The sequence below is a fragment of the Flavihumibacter petaseus NBRC 106054 genome (assembly GCF_000974785.1).
In the GTDB taxonomy this organism is placed as follows: domain Bacteria; phylum Bacteroidota; class Bacteroidia; order Chitinophagales; family Chitinophagaceae; genus Flavihumibacter; species Flavihumibacter petaseus.
In genome coordinates this window covers 609579-628060 of record NZ_BBWV01000001.1, presented here as the reverse complement: position 1 = coordinate 628060, position 18482 = coordinate 609579, and the positions used below count along the sequence as shown (strand labels likewise).

Annotated in this window: 21 protein-coding genes; 19 read left to right on the top strand and 2 right to left on the bottom strand. The window is 50.0% G+C overall.

All coding sequences use genetic code 11. From position 1 onward, the window contains the following. Positions 1-11 precede the first annotated feature (11 nt). The 3 genes from FPE01S_RS02650 to FPE01S_RS02640 all read left to right on the top strand — a co-directional run bounded on the left by FPE01S_RS02650 (position 12) and on the right by FPE01S_RS02640 (position 3614). Entirely contained in the window at positions 12-1652 is a 1641-nt protein-coding gene (locus tag FPE01S_RS02650) for a TldD/PmbA family protein (protein WP_046367358.1), read from the top strand. Positions 1653-1654: 2 nt separating this feature from the next. Then, positions 1655-2992 carry a TldD/PmbA family protein gene (locus tag FPE01S_RS02645; RefSeq protein ID WP_046367357.1) on the top strand — a complete coding sequence of 446 codons (1338 nt, stop codon included), beginning with the start codon at positions 1655-1657 and terminating at the stop codon, positions 2990-2992. Positions 2993-3152: 160 nt separating this feature from the next. Beyond that, the gene (locus FPE01S_RS02640) at positions 3153-3614 is read left to right on the top strand and encodes a hypothetical protein (RefSeq protein WP_046367356.1); all 462 of its coding nucleotides are present in this window, start codon (positions 3153-3155) and stop codon (positions 3612-3614) included. 12 nt (positions 3615-3626) lie between these two features. On the opposite strand, the gene hisS is transcribed toward FPE01S_RS02640, so the two are convergent. Together hisS and FPE01S_RS02630 are read right to left on the bottom strand one after the other, a co-directional pair. Further along, complete coding sequence (gene hisS / locus FPE01S_RS02635) at positions 3627-4994, bottom strand: histidine--tRNA ligase (protein ID WP_046367355.1); 1368 nt, start codon at positions 4992-4994, stop codon at positions 3627-3629. After that, positions 4987-5499 (bottom strand): low molecular weight protein-tyrosine-phosphatase, encoded by a 513-nt coding sequence (locus FPE01S_RS02630; protein ID WP_245623927.1) that lies wholly within the window; start codon positions 5497-5499, stop codon positions 4987-4989. Before FPE01S_RS02630 ends, hisS begins: the two co-directional genes overlap by 8 nt. 70 nt (positions 5500-5569) lie before the next feature. Between FPE01S_RS02630 and FPE01S_RS24580 the strand changes: the two genes are divergently transcribed. The 16 genes from FPE01S_RS24580 (at position 5570) to nuoK (ending at position 18481) form a co-directional block, all read left to right on the top strand. Then, the gene (locus tag FPE01S_RS24580; protein ID WP_052955460.1) at positions 5570-6391 is read left to right on the top strand and encodes a TonB family protein; all 822 of its coding nucleotides are present in this window, start codon (positions 5570-5572) and stop codon (positions 6389-6391) included. A 39-nt stretch (positions 6392-6430) separates the two neighbouring features. Continuing rightward, positions 6431-6667 carry a hypothetical protein gene (locus tag FPE01S_RS02620; protein ID WP_046367353.1) on the top strand — a complete coding sequence of 79 codons (237 nt, stop codon included), beginning with the start codon at positions 6431-6433 and terminating at the stop codon, positions 6665-6667. Further along, positions 6664-7605, top strand: coding sequence for a PstS family phosphate ABC transporter substrate-binding protein (locus FPE01S_RS02615; protein WP_046367352.1), 942 nt, complete (start codon positions 6664-6666; stop codon positions 7603-7605). Before FPE01S_RS02620 ends, FPE01S_RS02615 begins: the two co-directional genes overlap by 4 nt. 53 nt (positions 7606-7658) lie before the next feature. Further along, positions 7659-9305 (top strand): tetratricopeptide repeat protein, encoded by a 1647-nt coding sequence (locus FPE01S_RS02610; protein ID WP_046367351.1) that lies wholly within the window; start codon positions 7659-7661, stop codon positions 9303-9305. Between the two features lie 108 nt (positions 9306-9413). Then, positions 9414-9800, top strand: coding sequence for an NADH-quinone oxidoreductase subunit A (locus tag FPE01S_RS02605; RefSeq protein ID WP_046367350.1), 387 nt, complete (start codon positions 9414-9416; stop codon positions 9798-9800). Between the two features lie 38 nt (positions 9801-9838). Then, positions 9839-10420, top strand: coding sequence for an NADH-quinone oxidoreductase subunit B (locus FPE01S_RS02600; RefSeq protein WP_046367349.1), 582 nt, complete (start codon positions 9839-9841; stop codon positions 10418-10420). Positions 10421-10430: 10 nt separating this feature from the next. After that, positions 10431-10937, top strand: a complete 507-nt coding sequence (locus FPE01S_RS02595) for an NADH-quinone oxidoreductase subunit C (RefSeq protein WP_046367348.1) — start codon at positions 10431-10433, stop codon at positions 10935-10937. Then, the gene (locus FPE01S_RS02590) at positions 10934-11647 is read left to right on the top strand and encodes a hypothetical protein (RefSeq protein ID WP_046367347.1); all 714 of its coding nucleotides are present in this window, start codon (positions 10934-10936) and stop codon (positions 11645-11647) included. The genes FPE01S_RS02595 and FPE01S_RS02590 overlap by 4 nt, the downstream gene beginning before the upstream one ends. An 11-nt stretch (positions 11648-11658) precedes the next feature. Beyond that, positions 11659-12900, top strand: a complete 1242-nt coding sequence (locus FPE01S_RS02585) for an NADH-quinone oxidoreductase subunit D (protein WP_046367346.1) — start codon at positions 11659-11661, stop codon at positions 12898-12900. Positions 12901-12930: 30 nt separating this feature from the next. Next, on the top strand, positions 12931-13428 hold the full coding sequence (gene nuoE, locus FPE01S_RS02580; protein ID WP_157473874.1) for an NADH-quinone oxidoreductase subunit NuoE: 498 nt from the start codon (positions 12931-12933) through the stop codon (positions 13426-13428). A gap of 21 nt (positions 13429-13449) precedes the next feature. Beyond that, positions 13450-14802, top strand: coding sequence for an NADH-quinone oxidoreductase subunit NuoF (gene nuoF / locus FPE01S_RS02575; protein WP_046367345.1), 1353 nt, complete (start codon positions 13450-13452; stop codon positions 14800-14802). A 36-nt stretch (positions 14803-14838) separates the two neighbouring features. Beyond that, positions 14839-15942, top strand: a complete 1104-nt coding sequence (locus FPE01S_RS02570) for an NADH-quinone oxidoreductase subunit G (protein WP_046367344.1) — start codon at positions 14839-14841, stop codon at positions 15940-15942. A gap of 31 nt (positions 15943-15973) precedes the next feature. Next, positions 15974-17029 carry an NADH-quinone oxidoreductase subunit NuoH gene (nuoH, locus tag FPE01S_RS02565; RefSeq protein WP_083990115.1) on the top strand — a complete coding sequence of 352 codons (1056 nt, stop codon included), beginning with the start codon at positions 15974-15976 and terminating at the stop codon, positions 17027-17029. Positions 17030-17085: 56 nt separating this feature from the next. After that, positions 17086-17631, top strand: a complete 546-nt coding sequence (gene nuoI, locus FPE01S_RS02560) for an NADH-quinone oxidoreductase subunit NuoI (RefSeq protein WP_046367343.1) — start codon at positions 17086-17088, stop codon at positions 17629-17631. 1 nt (position 17632) lies between these two features. Next, positions 17633-18133: an NADH-quinone oxidoreductase subunit J family protein gene (locus FPE01S_RS02555; RefSeq protein ID WP_046367342.1), complete on the top strand. Its 501-nt coding sequence runs from the start codon at positions 17633-17635 to the stop codon at positions 18131-18133. Positions 18134-18142: 9 nt separating this feature from the next. Beyond that, complete coding sequence (gene nuoK / locus FPE01S_RS02550) at positions 18143-18481, top strand: NADH-quinone oxidoreductase subunit NuoK (RefSeq protein ID WP_046367341.1); 339 nt, start codon at positions 18143-18145, stop codon at positions 18479-18481. The last annotated feature ends 1 nt before the right edge of the window (position 18482 follow it).

Here is an 18482-nt window from a genome sequence, read left to right as displayed (position 1 = left end):
AACAACTGAACGTGAAAAGACGTGATTTCCTTTATTTCTCCGGTCTCGGCGCAGCTGGCAGTATTCTTCCCGGTTTCACCACCATGGGGAATATCATCCGGCCCGAACAGGCATTGGAGCCAGGTATCGATGTGGCGCAAAAGAAGCGTCTGGCAGATGTGGCACTGAATGCAGCGCGTTCGAAAGGAGCTACCTATACCGATGTCCGTATTGGCCGTTATCTCAATCAGTTTGTCGTTACACGCGAAGAAAAGGTTGAGAATATTGTGAATACCGAATCCTTCGGCATGGGGATCCGCGTTATCGCCAACGGCAGCTGGGGATTTGCCGCTACCGACCAGCTGGACAATGACAGCATTGCGAAAGCAGCAGCCATGGCTGTGTCCATTGCGAAGGAGAATGCCCGTTTACTGAAAGAGCCGGTTCAACTTGCTCCGCAGAAGGGCTATGGCGAAGTAAGCTGGAAAACGCCAATTGAAAAAAATGCGTTTGAAGTACCCATCAAGGAAAAGGTTGACCTGCTGCTTGGCGTGAGCGATGCCGCCATGAAGGCAGGGGCGAATTATATTACTTCCCTGCTGTTTCTCGTGAACGAGCAGAAGTATTTTGCTTCTACAGACGGTTCGTATATTGAACAGGACATTCACAGGATCTGGCCGGCTTTCTTCATTACCAAGATCGATGCCGCCACGGGTAAATTCGAAACGCGCAATTCATTAAGCGCGCCTTCCGGAATGGGATATGAATATCTTTCCGCGAAACCGCAGGATAAGATCAAGTCTGTCACCACGCTATATAAGAAGAGTTATGATATGCTGGAGGATGCCAGGCTCGCCGGTGCACAGGCCGGTGAAAAGCTGAAAGCAAAATCCGTTGAGCCGGGCAAGTATGACCTGATTCTCGATCCGTCGCATCTGTGGCTGACCATTCATGAATCTGTTGGTCATCCCACCGAACTGGACAGGGTACTGGGGTATGAAGCCAATTTTGCCGGTACCAGCTTCCTGACGCTGGACAAATGGCAGACGAAGAAATTCAACTTTGGCAACAAACTCGTCAACATCAAGGCCGACCGCCTGCAACCGGGTTCGCTGGGGGCAATGGGCTATGATGATGAAGGCGTAAAATGTGGCCAGTGGGACCTGATCAAAGACGGCGTGCTGGTGAATTACCAGGTGATCCGCGATCAGGCACATATCCTCGGGTTGAACGCATCGCAGGGGTGCTGTTATGCAGACAGCTGGAGCAGCGTTCAGTTTCAGCGCATGCCGAATGTGAGTCTTCAGCCAGGCAGGGAAAAGAAAAGTATCGATGACCTGATCAAAGGCGTGGAAAAAGGAATTTATATTATCGGCGACGGATCATTCTCGATCGACCAGCAGCGCTATAACTTCCAGTTTGGCGGGCAGTTGTTCTATGAAATCAAAAATGGCAAGATTGCCGGTATGCTGAAAGATGTTGCTTACCAAAGCAATACACAGGAGTTCTGGAATTCCTGTGCCGGCATTGCCGATGAAAGCGATTACCGTTTGGGAGGGGCTTTCGGCGATGGGAAAGGCCAACCGATGCAAAGCAATGCGGTATCGCATGGATCAGCCACCACGCATTTTAAGAATGTTAACGTCATTAACACAGCAAGAAAAATAGGATAGTCATGCCACTACTTACACAAGACCAAGCCCGCGAGCTGCTGAAGAAAGTGCTGGCTTATTCCAAAGCTGACGAATGTGAAGTAAATATCAGTTTCGGCCAGAATGCGAATATCCGCTATGCCCGCAATGCCGTATCCACCAGCGGCTCTATCGGGCAGTCCAGCCTCGTGGTTTCTTCCGCATACGGGAAGAAACTCGGAATTGCCACTATCAACGAATTTGACGACGCCTCACTTGAAAAAGTAGTTCGCAGATCTGAGGAACTGGCGCAGCTGGCCCCGGAAAATCCGGAGTACATGCCGATGCTGGGACCTCAGCAGTATGCAGCCTCCAGTAAGACCTGGGACGAAGGGACTGCTGCCATTGATGCGAAATACCGTGCAGATGCCGTTGAGCAGAGCCTGAAAATCTCAAAAGATAGCGGACTGACGGCGGCGGGATTTCTGGAAGACAGCCGCGGCTTCAGTGCGATGATGAACAGTAAGGGACTCTTTGCCTACAACACCAACACCCGTGTCAACTTCAACGTGACGGTGAGAACCGAGGATGGTAAGGGATCCGGGTACGCTTCAAAAGGATTTACGGATGTTTCGAAACTGGATGTAGCTGCTGCTACTTCCGTAGCAGCGCAAAAAGCAAAAGGATCTGCTGAGGCCAGGGCAATTGAACCGGGAAAATATACCGTCATACTGGAACCGGCCGCTGCGATTGTATTGCTGGAGAACCTGCTGTATTCCATGGATGCGCGATCAGCGGATGAGGGGAGAAGCTTCCTGAGCAAACCCGGTGGTACCACGAGGCTTGGTGAAAAACTAATGGATGAAAGGGTGACGATCTATTCTGATCCTCAGAATCCTGAACTGCCGACAGCACCCTGGAATGGTGATGGCAGACCGCAGGAGAAAGTAACCTGGATCGACAAGGGCTCGATCAGAAATCTTCCATATTCCCGTTTCTGGGCACAGAAAAAAGGAGTAAAGGCGGTTCCCTTTCCTGATGGATTTATCATGGAAGGTGGATCACAATCGCTGGAACAACTGATCGCTGGAACGGAAAAGGGAGTGCTCGTGACCAGGCTCTGGTATATCCGTGAGGTTGATCCTCAATCTTTGCTGCTAACGGGGCTTACCAGGGACGGAACTTTTTACATTGAAAACGGAAAGATCAAATTTCCGATCAAGAATTTCCGGTTCAATGAAAGCCCCGTGATCATGCTGAACAACCTGGATGCGCTGGGCATTCCGCAACGTACGGTGAGCGGCGAATCCAACAGTCATGCACTGATACCGCCGATGCGGATCAGGGACTTTACTTTCAGTTCTCTTTCGGACGCAGTATAAAGTAGAAATATACCGGTAAAAACTTCGTGGTGCGGACCCATTCGCCCACGAAGTTTTTTTTGCTTCTGCCGGTATACCTATCATGAGTTCATCGCTCGGCCTCATTTCACGAAATCCTTCGTGGATGTATGTTTAAATTAAGGTACACAAACACCTGACCATGCTACCACGAAATCCCATCCTTGCATCGCTGTTGATCACAGTGATAGCAACCTCATCCTGCGGCGTATTATCCAAAAGCGACCGCGTTGAATATGATTATAACGAGGGCGCCAAAAAACGCCGGCTGGTGCTGGCCATTCCGCCCGGTTCCGTTTCAGAAAACCACTCCCGTGACAATGACGGAAATGTAGTCCGGACTTTTCAGTACAAGGACGGCGCGTCATTTTTCATTGCCTGCCGGGATGGTGCTCATGAGCCCAGTATCGTGCTGACGAAGTCGGAAAGCGATATGTTGTCGCTGGAAAAAGCAACCGGCCAGATCGGTTCCGGCAAGTACGACAATGGCACTCATTGGAGCCGGCAGACCAGGGATGGCTTTATTGTCGGCTATGATTCCGTTGCCAATGGCAACCTGGAAATATTCGACGCTGCCATCCACTCTGTGCAGGTTAAAAAATGACCGGTTCAGCCGTTATGCGCCCCGGCGGCTGAGGTAGGCAAACAACTCCGTTTGCGGGAGCGTTGTCTGCTTGCCCGTCCGAAGGTCCTTGATCACACAGGTGTTGTTTTCCAGTTCCTGGCTGCCGATAATAATGATCAGCGGAATGTTCTTTTTCTCGGCGTACTTAAACTGTTTGTCGAATTTGGCTGTTTCGTGATAAAGTTCACTGGGGATATTGGCGCTTCTGAGCATTTGCATCAACCTGAAAGCGGTTCTTGCTTCGGCCTGCCCGAGGTTGAAGAACAGGGCGCGGGTGCCGGCCTGTACGGCTTCGGGGAATCGTTGCAATGCCTCGAGTACGTCATAGATCCTGTCAACCCCAAAACTGATACCGACCCCGGGAATACCTGGCAAGCCGAAAAGGCCGGTCAGGTCGTCATAGCGGCCGCCACCACCAATACTGCCGATGGCAACACCAACAGCTTTGACTTCGAAAATAATTCCGGTATAATAATTTAGTCCGCGGGCGAGTGTGAAATCCAGTACGAGGTTGCCAGGGGGATCATTCCCCAGAATGGTGCGCAATTCCGTAATGCCTTCCTGCGCTATGGCCAGGTGACCCAGCAGGCTTTCGACGGCAGCAAGCCGGCTGTTGTTATCGCCGTCGATGGAAAGGAAAGTCCGGATGGTTTCCCATTGCCCTTCGTTCAGGCCGCGACCAAGGATTTCCAGTTTCACTTTCTCGATCCCGATTTTGTCGAGCTTGTCAATGGCAACGGTAATATCCGTCAGCTGATCACTACCCCCACAGGCTTCTGCCAGGGCGGCAAGCAGTTTACGGCTGTTGATCCGGATCTCCACGGGCAGATCCAGCCTTTCGAAAACCTCTGCATATAGTGCTGTCAGTTCAACTTCGTTCAGCAGGCTACGACTTCCGACGATGTCGGCATCGCATTGGTAGAATTCCCGGTAACGGCCTTTCTGGGGTTTGTCGGCGCGCCATACCGGTTGCATCTGGTAGCGTTTGAAGGGAAGTGCCAGCTGACCTGCATTCATGGCCACATAACGGGCGAAGGGAATAGTCAGGTCGTACCGAAGCGCTCTTTCGGTGATCGACTTCTCATTTTTACCGGCCAGGACCAGTTCAAATCCATGTCTTGCTTTTTCTGATTTGTCTGGATCAGAAAGGCCATTGTTCAGGATCTTGAAAATCAGTTTATCCCCTTCATCGCCATACTTGCCCATCAGGGTTTCGAGATTTTCCATGGCGGGGGTTTCCAGTGGCTGGAAACCGTAGTTTTCAAAAACCTGGCGGATGGTCTGAAATATATAATAACGTTTGCGAACGATCTCCGGTCCAAAATCGCGGGTGCCGGAAGGAAGGGATGGTTTAGACATGTTGGGTTCGGGTTGAGTGTGCAATAATCCTGTCACAGGCAGATTCGATCAGGTCGTAGACTTCGTGGTAACCCGGTTCGGGTCCGTAAAAAGGATCGGGTACGTCCCGCAGTTCACCGGGAAACAAAATATTCAGCAGGAGATCGGCCTTTTCTGTTTTGAAACGGTTTCCTGCAATCCGGCGCATGTCGTCGAGTACGTCGCTGGCCATGGCATAGATCATGTCATAGCGATCAAAATCTGCTGCTTCAAATTTCCGGGAACATTGATGGCTGATATCGAGTCCCCTTGACAGGGCTACTTTTTGGGAAAGCCGATGCGGGGGTTCACCCACATGGTAGCCGTTGGTGCCGGCGCTGTCAACCTGCCAGTTCAGCCCTGCCAGTCGGGCTTTTTCCTGCATAATACCTTCTGCCAGTGGGCTTCTGCAGATATTCCCCAGGCAGACCATCAAAATCTTCATGGCCGCAAAAATACTATAGTTTCCGGTATGGATTCTTGTCATGATGGCATCTCATGCAAGAACACAGCGCTGCGTTTACCCATCCTATTTAGTCATCCAAATTCTTTTTTGTATGAAACCGGAAACTATTTTACGCAGCGATCTTCTTGACATTCTTTTTGAAAACAGAAATAAAACCTATGGTGCTTACGACCTGCGCAGGCATTATAATGAACGCCTGCGCTGGAGCCTGCTGGCGATGCTGGGAATAGCGCTGAGCCTGGGTTGGTTGTTTTCACGCAATCCGCGTCCCGTGGATATCAATTATATAATTCCTGTTGGTGATACTATGATACTAACTGAAATCAAACCGCCGGTTGAACCGCTCCCTCCCGTAGCACCACCGCCACCTCCTCCACCCGGCAATCCAACCCAGGTGGCAACAATAGAAAACACGGCGCCACTGATCACCGCTGAGGCCGATAGCACAGAGGTTCCTGAAACAGATGTCATGGTTAATGCACAGATCAGCAACTATACTTCAGACGGAACGGCTACCACTGGTGATGCGCCGGTGCAGCAGGGAACCGGTACACAGCCGGCAGTACCCGAACCTGTAGTTGAACCGCCGGTGGATGAGCCACTGACCTACGCCTCCGTTATGCCCAGTTTTCCCGGCGGGGATGGTGCCCTGCAGCGCTGGCTCTCCCGGAACCTTCGTCCGAATGACGACCAGCAACCCGGTGAAAAGATCAAAGTAGTCGTGCGCTTTGTAGTAGGCGTGAACGGGAAGATCGATCGCATCGAACTGGTTCAGAAGGGTGGTGAACCCTATGATAATGAAGTATTAAGGGTAATTCATAAGATGCCCGACTGGAAACCCGGATCACAGGGCGGCCGCCCGGTGCCTGTCTGGTTCAACATCCCGGTAATTTTTCAGGCGGGGGAAGACTAGAAATTTTCCTAACTTGCCCAACCCGGATAAACAGCTGATATGGCCTCAGATCAACAGGATAACAGGAAAAAACAGTACAATCTCATGCGTTCCATACTGGATTATGGCATGGGTATCCTGATCCTCGGTTTCGGCGGATTCTTCCTGTTCTCCGACAGGTTGGGCTTTAATTTTGAACTGGAACCCTTCTTTAAATACTTTTTTGCTTTCATGTGTATCATTTATGGCGCATGGAGGATCTACAGGGGATATCAAAAGAACTATTACTCCGAATGACTACTATTAAAGCGCTTAAGCATCATCGTTGGAACCGGTATGTTTTGGGAATCTGTGCATTATTCGCTTTCAGCCAGTGTAACAATGGCCCTGTTGAATACAGAACCGACAACCTGACCAGCGGAACGATCCACATCAGCGTGGACGAGTCCTTTAAACCTGTCATCGATTCCCAGATCAAAGTATTTGAATCCTCTTTTCCAAAGGCAAAGATCATCGCACATTACAAGCCGGAAGCGGAATGCCTGAAAGACCTCATGGTGGACAGTATCAGGATGGTGATTGTAACCCGCGGATTGTTGCCGGCGGAGGAGAAGGATATGCGGGATAGGTTGTCTTTTGTGCCGGTGCAGGGTAAAATGGCCTATGACGCACTGGCGCTGGTGGTGAACAACAAGAGCAAGGATTCCATCTTCACGATGGACCAGGTTCGGGGTATCCTGGATGGTACGGGTTCCCTGAAACTGCAGCCGGTGATGGACGGGAAAACGGCAACGAGCACTGTCCGTTATGCGATGGATTCCATCCTGCGCGGCAAGCCTTTCAGCAGTACTGTACAGGCAGCAAAATCCAGCAGGGAGGTAATAGAATATGTGGCGGACAATCCCAATTCCATTGGGTTCGTGGGAGTGAGCTGGATCGGCAACCCCGAAGACACCATGGCACTGAGTTTCCAGAAGAAGGTATCTATAGCCTCCCTGGAATGTGTTATTTGTCCGAATGAAACATATGTTAAGCCATATCAGGCGAATATTGCGATGCGCAGATATCCTTTGGTACGGGGATTGCAATATATTTTAAAAGAAAATTATGAAGGGTTGGGAAGCGGATTTGTAAATTTTCTGATCTATGAAAGAGGACAGTTGATTTTCCAAAGGGCTTATCTCTGGCCGGCCAAAATGCGATTCGAAATACGGAGCGCGGGAATTGATGAATAAACCAGACCATTTTTATAATACATTTACAACTCGACTAAAAACAGCAAACGAACATGAAGAAATACCTCAGCAGCCTGGTGTTCGCCGCAGTCACTTTCGCTCAGCCCCTGTTGGCCCAAAACGTAGATCAGGGTAAGAAGTTCTTCTATTACGAACGGTACAAAAGCGCCCGGGAAACCTTTGAAAAGATCCTGGCCGCCAACCCCAATGATATCAATGCAACTTACTGGTTAGGCCAGTCGCTCCTGGAACTGAAGGATACCGCCGCAGCGAAAGCCCTCTACCAGAAAGCACTTGCTTCCAACGGAAATGCGCCCCTGCTACTGGCCGGAATGGGCGGTCTCGAACTGACGGAAGGTAAAAAAGACGAGGCCCGTCAGCGCTTTGAAACAGCGCTGAGTATGTCCAAATCAAAAGATATTGCGGTAATCAACGCCATCGGGCGCGCCAACACCGAAGCTAAAAATGGTGATGCGGGTTATGCCATTGAAAAGCTTACCGCAGCCACGCAGATTAAAGGTTTTAACAGTCCTGAGACCTGGATCCTGATCGGGGATGCCTATCGCAAACAGGTAGACGGAGGAGCAGCTGTTTCCTCTTATCAGAAGGCACTCGCACTCGATCCGAATTACGCCGGCGCCAAGCAGGCAATCGGCAAGGTTTACCTCACACAGCGCAATGCTGAAATATTTGTGCCTGCGTTTGAGGATGCCATCAAAATGGATCCCAACTATGGTCCCGCTTATTTTGAGTTGTATTATTATTATTTCAACCGTGACATCAACAAAGCGAAAGATTATTTTGACAAGTACGCTGCAGTAACGGATGTTACACCCGCGCTCGACTACGAAAGATCTTCATTGTTGTTTGCAGCCCGCCGTTATGATGAAGCCATCAGCACAGCGAACAGTTACATCTCTAAACTGGGTGACCAGGCCGATCCCCGTTACTACAAACTGATCGCTTACAGTTACAATGAAAAGAATGATTCCATCAATGCCAAGAAATACCTGGATGATTATTTCGCCAAGCAGAAGGAAGATGGATTTGTTCCCAAGGATTATGAATTCCGGGCAACTTTGCTCAGCAAATTCCCCGGTAATGAAGCCGAGGCGATGGCCAGTTTTGACAAGGCGATCGCCCTCGATACCGCCCAGGCCAGCCGCATGGAACTGATGTCTAACGCAGCTGCTTTTGCTAAAAAATCCGGCAACCGTCAACTTGAAGCGGATATCCTCGGACGCCTGTATACTGTCAAGCCCAATCCAAGCAATGTGGACCTGTACAACTGGGGTTTTGCCAATTACCAGGCGCAGCGTTATCCAACTGCAGACAGCATCTTCAATGTTTATATTGAAAAGTATCCGAACGAGATCTTCGGCTACCTGTGGACAGCACGAGCCAAGCAGGCGCAGGATACTACGATGTCCCAGGGACTTGCAGTGCCTGCCTACGAGCGCCTCGCTACAAAGGCAACCGAACTGGACCCTGTGAAATACAAGCAGCAGGCTGTTACCTCTTATTTCTACCTCGTATCTTATTATAATGATATTAAAAAGGACAAGGCAACAGCAACCAAATACCTGGATAAAGTACTGGAAGTTGACCCCGGAAACGCTGATGCTTCCCGGATCAAAGACATCCTCAACAAGCCAGCGAAGAAGAGTCCCGCCGGAGGTTCGAAATCGCCCGCTAAATAAGATATTTCTCTAATACTATTCTAAGCCCCGCCAACGCGGGGCTTTTTTTCGATGTTACGCGTTTTATTAGAGTCACTGGCTTATTTTTGCGCGTACAACAACAAAAGCATGAATCTTTGTTTGTTAGAGGTCAATAGTACCGTCAATTACCTGCCCATCGCCATTCAGCTCCTGTTTGCATTAGGATTTGTTGTGATCACCCTGGTAGCCACCCATCTGCTTGGTCCTTCACGGAAAACCGGCGACAAACTGGAGAATTTTGAGAGTGGGATCGATGCAGTGGGAAATGCCCGCCAACCGGTGGCCATCAAGTACTTCCTGGTGGCGATTCTCTTTGTTTTATTTGATGTGGAAGTCATCTTTTTCTACCCCTACGCTGTTAATTTTAAGGCACTGGGTTGGGAAGGATTTCTCGCCGTGCTGATGTTTGTTGCCTTTTTCCTGTGCGGATTCATTTACATCATCAAGAAAGGAGCACTTCGCTGGGAAGATTAAGCTCCCATCCGCATTTGTTCACCTAAATTCCGAACACTATGGCACGTCCGGTTCAATATAACGTCAAGAATGAAGGAGGAAAACCCGTTAATGTGGCTGATATGCCACAGGGTTTCCAGGGAGAAGGTTTTTTCGCAGGTAAGATGAGTGATCTTGTGGGCCTCGCCCGGAAGAACTCCATCTGGCCGCTGCCTTTCGCTACCTCCTGTTGCGGGATCGAATTCATGGCCACTATGGCCTCTCATTACGACCTCGCGCGTTTCGGCGCCGAGCGGGTAGGGTTTTCACCGCGCCAGTGTGACCTGTTGATGGTAATGGGCACCATTGCCAAAAAAATGGGTCCCGTTGTAAAGCAGGTTTATCTCCAGATGGCAGAACCCCGCTGGGTAATTGCAGTAGGCGCCTGTGCGTCTTCCGGCGGTATTTTCGATACTTATTCCGTTTTGCAGGGAATTGACCAGGTGGTTCCCGTGGATGTATATGTACCGGGTTGTCCGCCCCGGCCGGAAGCGATCCTGGACGGATTCATGAAGATCCAGGAGCTGGTGGGTAAAGAATCTCTCCGCCGCCGCAATAGTGACCGGTATAAAGCGTTGCTGGAAAGCTACGGAATAGAATAAACGAGAATTTATGGGATTAACCATTGAACATATACAGGAAACGCTCAAAGAGAAATTTGGCGAAGCGATCGTCAACATGGAATCTCCTTACGGGATGTTTACATTTGAAGTTCCTAAAGACCTCAATCTTAAAGTACTGCAGTTTCTTTATGACGAACCGGAGCTGAAATTCAGGTTCCTGACCGACATATGTGCGGTACATTATCCGGATCAGAAAGGACGGGAACTGGCGGTTGTTTACCATCTGCATAACATGACCGAAAATGTCAGGATCAGGATGAAAGTGTTTACCGACATCCAGGCTCCCGATGTTTATACAGCCAGCAGCCTTTTTTCGGCAGCCAACTGGATGGAAAGGGAAACCTACGACTTCTATGGTGTGAATTTCCTGGGGCATCCCAACCTGAAACGCATTCTCAACGTAGACGAAATGGACTACTTCCCCATGCGCAAGGAGTTCCCGATGGAAGATCAGACAAGAAGAGATAAAGATGACGAAATGTTCGGCCGCGGATGATGCAGCTTTTGATCATATTGAACATTCTAGCTTCTGTCGCAACCACGCCACCGGACATATACATTACATGGAAAAGTGAAAGAATTCCTTGCAAATTTCGGGAGGCATCTCCCTATTCCGTGAAGATTATGACCGGAAATGGAGAACAATTGGGGGAAAAGATCAAGTTTAAACCACGAGATATACAGGGATTCAGAGTAAATGGAAACGTGTTCCTTTCCAAAAGGATAGTATCTGATGACGATAGCACCTGGATTTTTCTTCCCTTCCGTAAACCAGTTTTCAATTTTGATTACAGCAGAGAAGGTTTCGGAGATCCTGGTGAAGATAAATATGTAGTAACTGGTTGGTCAAATGGAATAACAACCTACTATAAAATCATCACGACGACGAAGACGATGCATTCTTCGGGTGTCAATGGTGCCCCCATGTATACGTCGAAAGTTACCAGTTATCGTATATTTCTGGATAATGACGAAAAAGGACTAAGTGAATTGCCCACCAGTGGTAAGATAGGCAATAAGAAAAAAAATGAGAGGGCAGCGGCTATCCTGAGTCAATATTTTTCGGATAATCCGGCCCTGGTTGAAATGATAAATCAAGAGAATAGAAAGGCAACCTGGGAGAATATTGAAGACTTAATAGCCGCATATTTCCACGAATCAAAAAAGCTCGGCGAAGCTCCTAAAGTTGACCAGATACCAAAATAGATAATCGGAAAATGTCAGATATTATACACCATCCTGAACACCACGTCAAACTTCCGGAAGGATCCATCGGAAAGCAGACCACTACGCTCAATCTTGGTCCCACACACCCGGCTACACACGGTGTATTCCAGAATATCCTCGAAGTGGATGGAGAACGCATCGTATCGGCAGAACAGACCGTTGGTTATATCCACCGGGCATTTGAAAAGATCGCCGAACGCCGTCCCCTGTACCAGATCACCCCGTTAACCGACCGGCTGAACTACTGTTCGTCACCGATCAACAACATGGGATGGCACATGACCTGCGAAAAACTGCTGGGTGTACAAACGCCCAAGCGTGTAGACTATCTCCGCATCATCATCATGGAACTGGCGCGGATCTCCGACCACCTGATCTGCAATTCGATCGTCGGCGTGGATACCGGTGCCTTTACAGGATTTCTCTACGTGATGCAGTACCGCGAACTGATTTATGAGATCTATGAAGAGATCTGCGGCAGCCGCCTCACGACCAATATCGGCCGGATCGGTGGGTTTGAAAGAAATTTCACCCCTACAGCCTTCCAGAAACTGGACCGCTTCCTGGCTGAATATCCTGGTGTACTGAAAGAATTCATCGCACTCTTTGAGCGCAACAGGATCTTTATGGAACGTACCATGGGAACCGGCGCAATCGGCGCTGAACGGGCCCTCAATTATGGCTTCACCGGCCCCAATCTCCGGGCAGCAGGGGCTGACTACGATGTGCGCGTCACCTCACCTTATTGTTCCTACGAAGACTTCCAGTTCGATATTCCTGTGGGCACCACCGGCGATAACTACGATCGCTGGCTCGTGCGCAATGAAGAAATGTGGCAAAGCCTGCGCATCATCGAACAGGCTTATGAAAAGGTAAAAGCCTTCACGGGAGCAGAGGCAGAGATTTATCACGCTGATGTACCGGAATATTACCTGCCTGAAAAGAAAGATGTGTACACCAAGATGGAAGCGCTGATCTGGCACTTCAAGATCGTGATGGGTGAAATCGATATGCCGAAAGGGGAGGTGTACCATGCCGTGGAAGGCGGCAACGGTGAATTGGGATTCTACCTGATCAGCGACGGTGGCAGAACACCTTACCGCCTGCATTTCAGAAGGCCTTGTTTCATCTATTACCAGGCATACAGTGAACTTACAAAAGGTGCGATGCTGAGTGATGCGATCATCACCATGAGCAGCCTCAACCTGATCGCCGGTGAACTGGATGCATAAAGAATACTATTGACGTTGACATTGAATACTATGATTACATTTTCAGAAGAGCGATTGAACCAGGTGAAGAAGATCGTTGCCCGCTATCCGGAAGGAAAGCAGAAGAGCGCCCTGATTCCCGTGCTGCACCTGGCGCAGGAAGAATACGGCTGGCTCAGTGCAGAGACTATGGACTATGTCGCAAGCCTGTTGCAGCTGGAGCCGATCGAAGTGTATGAGGTGGCGACATTCTATTCCATGTTCAACCTGAAGCCGGTAGGCAAATATCTTTTCGAAGTTTGCCAGACCGGCCCCTGTATGATCAGCGGTGCCGATAACATCATTGACTATATCAAACAGCGCCTTGGCATCAGTATCGGGGAAACTACTCCTGACGGGCTCTTCACCCTGAAAACAGTGGAGTGCCTGGGTGCCTGCGGTTATGCCCCTATGATGCAACTGGGAAAACATTTCCGGGAGCACCTGACCCGTGAAAAGGTGGACCAGATCATTGAGAACTGCCGGAAAGAAGCCGGTGTGTTGAATTAAACTATAGAACCTGAGCGTAATATGGCTGTAAAACTCTTATTGGATAAAGCGCACGTGGAAGGCATCAGGACTTACGAAGTCTACCGCCGCGAAGGTGGCTACCGGAGCGTGGAAAAGGCTTTGAAACAAATGAGTCCCGACGCGGTTACCGAAGAAGTTAAGAAAAGCGGTCTGCGTGGCCGTGGTGGTGCAGGCTTTCCCGCTGGTATGAAGTGGAGCTTCCTGGCCAAACCGGAGGGAATACCCCGTCACCTGGTGTGCAACGCTGATGAATCAGAACCCGGTACTTTTAAAGACAGGTACCTGATGGAATTCCTGCCGCACCTGCTGATCGAAGGACTAATCGTAGCCTCCTATGCGCTGGGTTCCAACGCTACCTATATTTATATCCGTGGCGAATATGCCTGGATTCCTGATATCCTCGAGCACGCTATCGAAGAAGCGAAAGCCAATGGCTTTCTCGGCAAGAATATCCTGGGAACAGGATTCGATTGTGAGATCTATGTACAGCGTGGGGCCGGTGCGTATATCTGCGGAGAAGAAACCGCCCTCATTGAATCGCTGGAAGGCAAGCGGGGCAATCCCCGTATCAAGCCACCTTTCCCTGCCGTAAAGGGTGTATGGGACCGGCCAACGGTGGTCAACAATGTGGAGACCCTGGCAGCCGTGGTGCCGATCATCAATATGGGTGGAGAAGAGTATGCGAAAATCGGCGTCGGCAAATCTACCGGTACCAAACTGATCTCCGCCTGTGGCAATATCAACAAGCCTGGTGTATACGAAATTGACATGACCATTTCTGTGGAAGAATTTATCTACAGCGATGAATACTGCGGCGGGATCGCCAACGGCAAAAGGCTCAAAGCCTGTATCCCCGGAGGTTCCTCTGTTCCCATCCTGCCTGCCAACCTGTTGTTGAAAACGGCAAAGGGGGAGACCCGTTATATGAACTACGAAAGCCTCAGCGATGGCGGCTTTGCCACCGGCTCGATGATGGGCTCCGGGGGCTTTATCGTACTCGATGAAGACCAGTGTGTGGTGAAGAACACCTATACCCTCGCCCGCTTCTACCGTCACGAAAGCTGCGGACAATGTTCGCCCTGCCGGGAGGGAACCGGCTGGATGGAAAAGATCCTGAAGAAGATCGACAGTGGTAAAGGGTCCAAATCTGATATCGACCTGTTGTGGGATATCCAGCGCAAGATCGAAGGGAATACGATTTGTCCGCTGGGGGATGCGGCCGCATGGCCGGTTGCTGCTGCCATCCGTCACTTCCGTGACGAATTTGAATGGCATGTCAATAACCCGCAGGAGTGCCTTACCCGCAACTACGGTCTGGCCCATTACGCAGATCCGCGACCGGTTGCAGTGTAAGGGAGGAACAAAAGAATTGACTCTTGAAATAATTATATGGCTGAGGAGAAAAAATTATTTAAGGTAACTATCGACAACATCACCGTGGATGTCGAGCCGGGAACAACCATTCTGAATGCCGCGCGTCTGATCGGAGGCGAAGTGGCTCCCCCGGCCATGTGTTACTACAGCAAGCTGAAAGGCAGTGGTGGTAAATGCCGCACCTGCCTCGTGGAAGTGGCAGCAGGTTCAACTGCTGATCCGCGGCCTATGCCTAAACTTGTCGCCAGCTGCCGTACAACGGTGATGGATGGCATGATCGTGAAGAACATCACCAGTGAAAGGGTAATCGATGCCCGCAATGGCGTGGTGGAATTCCTGCTGCTGAACCATCCGCTGGACTGCCCCGTCTGTGACCAGGCCGGGGAATGTCACCTGCAGGACCTCAGCTATGAACATGGCAAGGAAGGCACCCGGTATGAGTTCAACCGCCGTACTTTCAAGAAGCATGACCTGGGTGAATACATCCAGCTGCACATGACGCGTTGCATTCTCTGCTACCGTTGCGTGTTTACAGCCGACCAGTTAACCAACAAAAGAGAGCATGGCGTACTCGATCGTGGTGACCACTCCGAGATCGCCACTTTTATCGAAAAGTCATTGCATAACGATTTCATCGGTAACGTGATCGATGTTTGCCCCGTTGGAGCGCTGACTGATAAGACCTTCCGGTTCAAGAACAGGGTATGGTTTACCAAGCCCATGGACGCACACCGCGATTGTCCGAAATGTTCCGGTGAGGTGCAGCTCTGGATGCGGGGTGAAGAAGTGTACCGCGTTACTGCGCGTAAAGACGAGTGGGGTGAAGTGAAAGACACTACTGACGGCAAACCTGGCTGGATCTGCAACGAATGCCGCTTTGAGAAGAAAGAAGCACGTGACTGGGTGATCGAAGGCCCCTCTCACATTGACCGGCATTCAGTTATCTCACAGGGCCACTATGAAAAACTGGTGACACCGAAAGACACACTTCCGGAAGTAATGGGTGGCCGTCCGCCGAAACTGATCATGGATATCCACGATGTGAGTGAAGTAAACCGCCCGGAGATCAAACTCAGCGAGATCGAAGGACCGGCACACAGCGACGATTTTAACCAATGACTTTTGAATACTGACTTTTGAATTTTCTTTTATGATGCTTCTTTCCATAGACCTCACTTTTCTCCTTGAAAAAGCAGTGCTCATCAGCGCGGTGATCGCGATATCGCTGGTAGCCGCAATGTACTCTACCTGGATGGAAAGAAAGGTGGCTGCCTACATGCAAGACAGGATCGGCCCCACACGGGCAGGTTGGGGTGGTTTATTGCAGCCGCTCGCCGATGGTCTGAAGCTTTTTATGAAAGAGGAGATCATACCGAATGCATCCAATAAATTTCTTTTTGTTCTCGGACCCGGACTGGCGATGATGACTGCCATGATGACCAGTGCGGTGATCCCATGGGGCAAGGAAATTCATATTGGTGAAAAGGTGGTAAGCCTGCAGATCGCCGACATCAACATCGGCATCCTTTATATATTCGGTGTAGTGAGTATGGGCGTTTATGGTATCATGATTGGTGGCTGGGCTTCCAACAACAAATTTTCATTGCTCGCTGCATTGCGTGGTGCCTCTCAGATGATCTCCTATGAGCTGGCAATGGGCCTTGCGATCATTGCGCTGCTGATGCTGACAGGATCCCTGAGTCTCCGGACGATCGTAGAACAGCAAAGTACCGGCTGGTGGTATTTCTTTAAACAACCGCTCGGCTTCCTGATCTTCCTTGTGTGTGCTTTCGCGGAGACCAACCGTACACCGTTTGACCTGCCGGAAGCGGAGAATGAACTGAACTTCGGTTACCACCAGGAGTACAGCTCTATGAAACTTGGCTTTTACCTGTTTGCTGAATACATCAACATGTTCATCAGCAGTGCGCTGATGGCAACACTGTATTTTGGCGGATATGATATTCCTTTTGTGAATGATGCAAATCTTGTGAATTCCTGGGGAGTAAATGCGGTGGCTGCCTTGCAGATAGCAGCACTTTTTGGAAAAATCTTTCTTTTCATATTTTTCTTCATGTGGGTAAGGTGGACGATCCCGCGTTTCCGCTACGATCAGTTGATGAATCTTGGCTGGAAAGGCATGATTCCCCTTGCCCTGCTGAACATGCTGGTCACCGCCGCCTGGCAGTTGTACAGGCACGCATAGGCCGCATGGTTAAAGTTGGAGAGAAAGGACAATAGAAATAATTTTACGCGCCGATTATGGAAGCACTTACCAATAGATCCAAAGCAGTTGACCGCCGGCCAATGACGGTGTGGGAGAAGATGTACCTGCCGGTGATCGCCAAGGGGATGGGTACCACCCTGAAGCATTTCTTCATGAAGAAACCCACGATTAATTATCCTGAAGAAACGCGCCCATTCAGCCCTGTGTTTCGCGGATTGCATGTGCTCAACCGCGATGAAGAAGGCCGCGAACGCTGCACTGCCTGTGGTTTGTGTGCTGTAGCCTGCCCGGCAGAAGCCATCACCATGGAAGCAGCTGAACGGAAAGAAGGAGAGGAGAACCTGTACCGCGAAGAGAAATATGCCGCCCGGTATGAGATCAACATGCTGCGTTGTATCTTCTGCGGACTCTGTGAAGAGGCCTGTCCGAAAGATGCCATCTACCTCAGCGAAACCTTCACACCTTCCAACTTTACCCGCCAAAGCTTTATATACGGGAAACCCGATCTGCTGATCCCGGATCCGGTTAAGGAACCCGAACTGTACCAGAAAGCTAAAGGCGAAAGGGCGAAAAAAAACTAACATGAACATTACGACAATATTATTCTGGTTTCTGACAGTCCTGGCCATCGGCAGTGCCCTGATGGTGATCGTCAGCCGGAATCCGGTGTACAGTGTCCTCTCGCTGATCCTTACTTTTTTCGCCATTTCCGGCCATTACCTGCTGCTGAATGCGCAATTCCTGTTTATCGTCAATCTCATCGTTTATGCAGGAGCCATCATGGTGCTGTTCCTGTTTGTACTGATGCTGATGAACCTGAACAGCGAATCAGAACCTTCCCGGCAGAAGTGGTTGAAGTTTGCCGGCACCATTGCCGGAGGCTGCCTGTTGCTGGTACTGGTAGCAGCGCTGCGCGACGTTGACAGCAAAAGCACCTATGCCCTCGTCAATGCAGGCGATTCCGGCCTGATCGAAAATCTTGGCAAGACCCTTTTCAGAGACTATGTTGTTCCCTTTGAAATCAGTTCCATATTGTTCCTGAGTGCAATGGTCGGTGCCGTGGTGCTGGGTAAAAAAGAATAATCAGATAAGATGCCTATTAACCTATACATATTTCTTGCCCTGGCGCTCTTCTCCATAGGAGTGATCGGCGTACTGACGCGCAGGAACGCGATCATTATTTTTATGTGCATCGAACTAATGCTGAATTCGGTTAACCTGCTGCTGGTAGCATTCAGTAAAATGCATCTGGCAGACATGCTGGCCAAAGTGCCTGGCGCTGTTAATAACGGCGCTGACGCGCAATTGTTCGTTTTTTTCATCATGGTGGTGGCTGCAGCAGAAGTAACAGTGGGACTCGCCATTATCGTGATGATGTACCGCAATGTCCATTCGGTGGATGTCAATTTCCTGAACAGACTGAAAAACTAAC